Origin of the sequence: Candidatus Electronema sp. PJ, from assembly GCF_048287395.1 — a bacterium.
GTDB lineage: Bacteria > Desulfobacterota > Desulfobulbia > Desulfobulbales > Desulfobulbaceae > Electronema.
Map to the genome: position 1 here is coordinate 1 of NZ_JBLWEO010000037.1, position 4,547 is coordinate 4,547.

The window sequence follows — 4,547 nt, forward strand, 5'->3', positions numbered from 1 at the left end:
CTGCTGGATGATCGTGCCGCCCTTGTCGGTTTTCCACTGCCAGACCCGCTCGATGAACTTGTCGCGGCCCAGCTCATGGCGGTTGGTCTTCTCAGCAGCAAGCTGCCGCTCCACCACGTTCTGCGTGGCAATGCCCGCGTGATCGGTGCCAGGCACCCAGAGGGTGTTGTCCCCTTTCATGCGGTGATAGCGCGTCAGCAAATCTTGCAGCGTGTTGTTGAGGGCGTGGCCGATGTGCAGCACGCCGGTCACGTTCGGCGGCGGAATGACAATGGAAAAGGCCGGGCGGCCTTCCTCCATCTGCGCACTGAAAGTCTTGTGTTGGAGCCAGTATTCATACCAGCACTGCTCGACCTCCTCAAACTCGTAGGCTTTGGGCAGGTCGTATTTGGCGGCGGACGGCGTGTTTGTATCGTTCATGGCAGCGGAAGAGGGATAACTTTGTTGAAGGAAAGGCTGTTGAAGATCGAGATGCTACTATACCGCAGCAGGGACGGAGCGGCAAGGCTTGCGGCAGGAGGATGCTGATCAGCTTGGCTGCCTCTTGATAGACAGGCAGAATTCCTCTATAATGGATACGGAAGATTTGCAATTCTGCCTGCGAGGAAAAACTATGAAACCGGTATTGCAATGGGAGAACAGTCCTCCGCATGTCCTGCATTTTCTCCATCAAATCCAAGAAGAAGTGCAGCCTGAATTTTGTAAAAATACGCTCTTACCTTTAAAAGGCGAGAGGCAACTGTTTGAAAGTTGCCGCCAGATGATAAAAAGCAAGTCATCACCTTTTCAAAGTAGGTTCCAACTGTTAAGAGGTGCGCTTCTTCCTTTTAGCAATAGGAACGGCACCGTTAAAAGGTCAGTCTTCACCTTTTTAAGGGCGAAGGCGGATATTAAAAAAGCTCAGGCCACTTTTTGAAAGAAAGGTCTGGGCGCAAAACAGCAGGAGGACGCAATGGTAAGTAAAAGTATTCCCAAATTGTTGCAGGAAGCCAATGAAGTGAAGAAAGCCCTTGAGGAAATCGGCGAGAATGTGCCTGCCGGGATTTCTGTTGCGGAGATGACGGCGCAGATCGAGGCGTTGGAAAACATAATCGGCGAACTGGATGCGGTGAACGCCGACCGGACGCGGCTGGTCAACCGCAAGGCGGAGCAGGCGAAGGTTGTGAGCGATCAGATCGTGAAGGTGCGGGCCGCAGTCAAGGGGATTCTTGGAGCGGATTCCTCGGAATATGACATGGTTGGCGGCACGAGGGCGAGCGAGCGGAAGAGGCCGAAGCGGAAGGCAGGCGGGACGAAGTGAGGACGGGCGCGAAACGCGTTCTATAACAGCAAAGAGATGTTGGGGATTACTTTGCTCTCCCCAACTTATTCTCTCTTATTGTTCCTCTTTCAAACTTTCAACAATTGACCGTATTTTTTGAGCACTCACGTCTTCCTGCTCCGATTTGACATAGATCGTTATCAGGAATATCTGTTCAGCCTGTTTGAAATAATAAATGATTCTGTAGCCGCCGCTTTTTCCTTTCTTGTTATCTGAATTCTTAATTCGCGCTTTATAAACTTCAAAACCGACATGTTGCAGCAAGTCTCCTTCAATATTGCCAGTTTGCAGACGATCAATAAATTCATCTAAATCATCTGGCAAATGAGGATATTTTTTGAGCAGCTTGCGCACGTTACGTTTGAATTCATGCGAATAAAAAACACTGAAACTCATCGTGCGATGCCGTCCCACAGCTTGCTGATCGGTTCATACTGTCCTTTTTGAATTTCCGACCACCCTGTCTTGAAACTTTCCTCTGCGCTGTTCATGCAGATGCTTTCCCGGAAAGTATGAATGATATTCAGCAGCGCGGGCAAGTATTCAGCAGGGGTTTTGATGAGTTCCTGCTGGATTTGCTCAAAGTAGTTTTCTTGCGTCATCATCTTTTCTCTATAAGAGTAGCAAGGAAAGGAGGAAGGGTGCAGACAAATCAACGCCTTGTTTTGCAATAATAGAACTTGTTGCAAAACAAGGAGGGTATAGATCATTTACACCTGCCAGTCAACAACCATATAAACAACCTCTCCGTGTTCAGTGGAGACAATTTCTCGCACGGTTCTTATACTCAAGACATATCTATTCACTGCTGAAACAACCGCAAGGGAGTAGAGAGAATTATAATTTTGGTGCGTTTTCAGCAGCCGGAAATATTCATCCATAGGTTTTCCACCTGAATAGTCGAGTTTAATGTAGCACCCGTCAGAATCAGCATATATCTTAGTTACCTTTCCAGACACCATATTTGCCATGACATCCTCCTTATTGTTGAATTGTTACTTATGCTTCCATAGAAACAGACAAGAATGGCTCAAGCCAATTGCTTGTTGTAGTAGCGAGGTTGACAGCAGCAGCTGCGTTGAGCCGTCCATGCCCATATTTTAGACTGTGCCCGCTGCCATCATAGCTGCCACCTTGTGGATCAATCTTGTCGCATGCCCGCTTGAGCAGTTCTTTAACCTCATGCCATTTCATATCTGGGTTTACTGACAACACCAATGCTGCTATCCCAGCTGCACCTGGACAGGAACTGGAAGTTCCGCCAAAGCTATTCGTGTAATTGCCGTCTGCGTCCCCGGCATCGAGGTTTCCATCATTATAGCCATGTCTTCCAATTCGATCAGTTGTCCAAATGCCGGGAGTGAAAGGAACTGGATGGTTGAACGGCGAATGCGCGAAGTCAGAACTTGGAAAAGCGCACCATATTGCCTTGCCAAAGTCGCTGTAGACACTGCAGGTGTTGCGGTCATTGCAAGCCGCTATAGCAATTACTTTTGAGTAACTCGCATACCCGTCATACTCTACCGATTCGTTGCCATTCCCTGCGGCAAATAAAACCACACATCCCTTGCCTCCACGCCCTTTTTCTACGGCGTAATCTATAGCACATTTTGTGCTGGCGGGAAGCCGGACTAATCGTGTATGCAGTGGATCGTTTAAATCCCACCATTTACCATCACTTGGCCCCCAGCTACACGAGATGACATCTGCACCGTTATCAGCCGCCCACTCGAATGCTTCAGCTTCTTGTTGTGATCCCAGTGAAGACGGCAGTCGAATTGGGATCAAGCGAGCTTTCGGTGCCACCCCAGATGCCCCATGAGTGCCGTTTCCACATGCTACCCCAGCGCATGCGGTGCCGTGATCATCAGGATAAGGGCCATCATCCTTTGGACGAGGATCATTCGTACCAAGACTCACATCACGAGGGGCTATCACTTTTCCTGTGCCGCTGAATTCAGGGTGGTCAATATCAACCCCATCGTCAATTATTGCGATGATGGTCCCTTCACCTTGAGTTGTCGCATGTGCCATTTCAACATTCGCATGTGCATCAATAAGCATCCCATCAATAGTTGTTTTCTTTAGGTGCCATTGCTGCGAGAATATTCCTTTTCGAGCAACCGGGCGAATCAACTCAGGATGACAATATTCAACATCATCACGTTTGAGCAGCTCGACGGCGATGTCAAATATCTTCAGCCCGGTATTCTCTGCCGCCGCGACAAAGTAGGCGTTAACAGCATACGAAACTTTCTTTTTTACGGTTAAGGAAGCATTTCGCAGCACGGTATCAGAGTCAGCATCGTCAACAAACTTAATGAAGAGATTCTCTGTGTACAGAACAGGTTCTTGGTTAAGAGGATCTACAAGCACACTGCCGACAAACTGAACATCCGTAGATGCGCGAAGAGCGTTCTTTCTTTCGTTCAGAGACCTAACATTGCTGCCTCCTGTCGGCACACGATACACCTCAACTCCGAAATCAGGATAAGAAACTACCAACGTCGCGTCACTCAATTCAGATGACAACGGTGTAGACACCGGGCCGACACCTCTAATGGAACGGCGGCTACGGGTGCGGATGGCTATCATTTCACTACTTAGTTCGAGGTCGAAACTCGGCTCATCCTTCTTGCCAAAATATACGGTAGGCATGCTGCGTCTCCTTTTTTGTATGAGTGGACAACCATTGCACCTTCTTTTTTTCTACACGAAATCAGATTAAAAAAACAAGCGGAAATTCATCCGCCACCAAATCTGCCTTGAGATGCACCAGTCGCGGATGTTGTCCATCCAGGCGTAGAAGGTGTTGTACCAGGTGTCGGGATAGAGCTTGATGCGGCCCTCGCGCACAGCGGCCACGGCCTTGTCCGCCAGCGGGCGCACGGAGACGAACCACTGCTTGGAGGTGGTCGGCTCGATGACCGTGGCGCAGCGGTAGCATTTGCCCACCGCGTGCTCGTAGTCGTCGATCTTCACCAGCAGACTAAGCTCGTCCAAATCTTTGACGATCTGCGTCCGGCAGGCGAAGCGGTCAAGGCCCGCGTAGTTGCCCGCGTTCTCGTTCATGATGCCGCGCTCATCCATCACCTTGACCCGCTCCAAGTTGTGGCGGATGCCGATCTCGTAGTCGTCGCGGTCGTGCGATGGCGTGACCTTGAGCGCGCCCGTGCCGAAGTCGCGCTGCACGTGATGATCAAGCACCACTGGGATGATGCGGTCA

Annotated in this window: 7 protein-coding genes and 1 pseudogene; 2 read left to right on the forward strand and 6 right to left on the reverse strand. The window is 49.8% G+C overall.

Translation table 11 applies throughout. The annotated features are described in order from the left end of the window. Nucleotides 1-420: class I tRNA ligase family protein (locus tag ACNKIB_RS05530; protein ID WP_417909552.1), on the reverse strand; the 420-nt coding region annotated here is incomplete at its 3' end. Nucleotides 421-613: 193 nt separating this feature from the next. Here ACNKIB_RS05530 and ACNKIB_RS05535 point away from each other — a divergent pair. Together ACNKIB_RS05535 and ACNKIB_RS05540 are read left to right on the forward strand one after the other, a co-directional pair. Next, nucleotides 614-916 (forward strand): hypothetical protein, encoded by a 303-nt coding sequence (locus tag ACNKIB_RS05535; RefSeq protein WP_417909553.1) that lies wholly within the window; start codon nucleotides 614-616, stop codon nucleotides 914-916. A gap of 36 nt (nucleotides 917-952) precedes the next feature. Continuing rightward, complete coding sequence (locus tag ACNKIB_RS05540) at nucleotides 953-1,300, forward strand: hypothetical protein (protein ID WP_417909554.1); 348 nt, start codon at nucleotides 953-955, stop codon at nucleotides 1,298-1,300. 75 nt (nucleotides 1,301-1,375) lie between these two features. On the opposite strand, the gene ACNKIB_RS05545 is transcribed toward ACNKIB_RS05540, so the two are convergent. The 5 genes and pseudogenes from ACNKIB_RS05545 to ACNKIB_RS05565 all read right to left on the reverse strand — a co-directional run. Further along, on the reverse strand, nucleotides 1,376-1,735 hold the full coding sequence (locus ACNKIB_RS05545) for a type II toxin-antitoxin system RelE/ParE family toxin (protein ID WP_417909555.1): 360 nt from the start codon (nucleotides 1,733-1,735) through the stop codon (nucleotides 1,376-1,378). Beyond that, nucleotides 1,714-2,031, reverse strand: a complete 318-nt coding sequence (locus ACNKIB_RS05550; RefSeq protein ID WP_417909556.1) for a hypothetical protein — start codon at nucleotides 2,029-2,031, stop codon at nucleotides 1,714-1,716. The genes ACNKIB_RS05545 and ACNKIB_RS05550 overlap by 22 nt, the downstream gene beginning before the upstream one ends. Then, nucleotides 2,032-2,292, reverse strand: a complete 261-nt coding sequence (locus ACNKIB_RS05555) for a hypothetical protein (protein WP_417909557.1) — start codon at nucleotides 2,290-2,292, stop codon at nucleotides 2,032-2,034. 28 nt (nucleotides 2,293-2,320) lie between these two features. Next, nucleotides 2,321-3,979 carry a S8 family peptidase gene (locus ACNKIB_RS05560; protein WP_417909558.1) on the reverse strand — a complete coding sequence of 553 codons (1,659 nt, stop codon included), beginning with the start codon at nucleotides 3,977-3,979 and terminating at the stop codon, nucleotides 2,321-2,323. 93 nt (nucleotides 3,980-4,072) lie between these two features. Further along, a pseudogene (locus tag ACNKIB_RS05565) lies at nucleotides 4,073-4,547 on the reverse strand (class I tRNA ligase family protein); the annotation flags it as partial.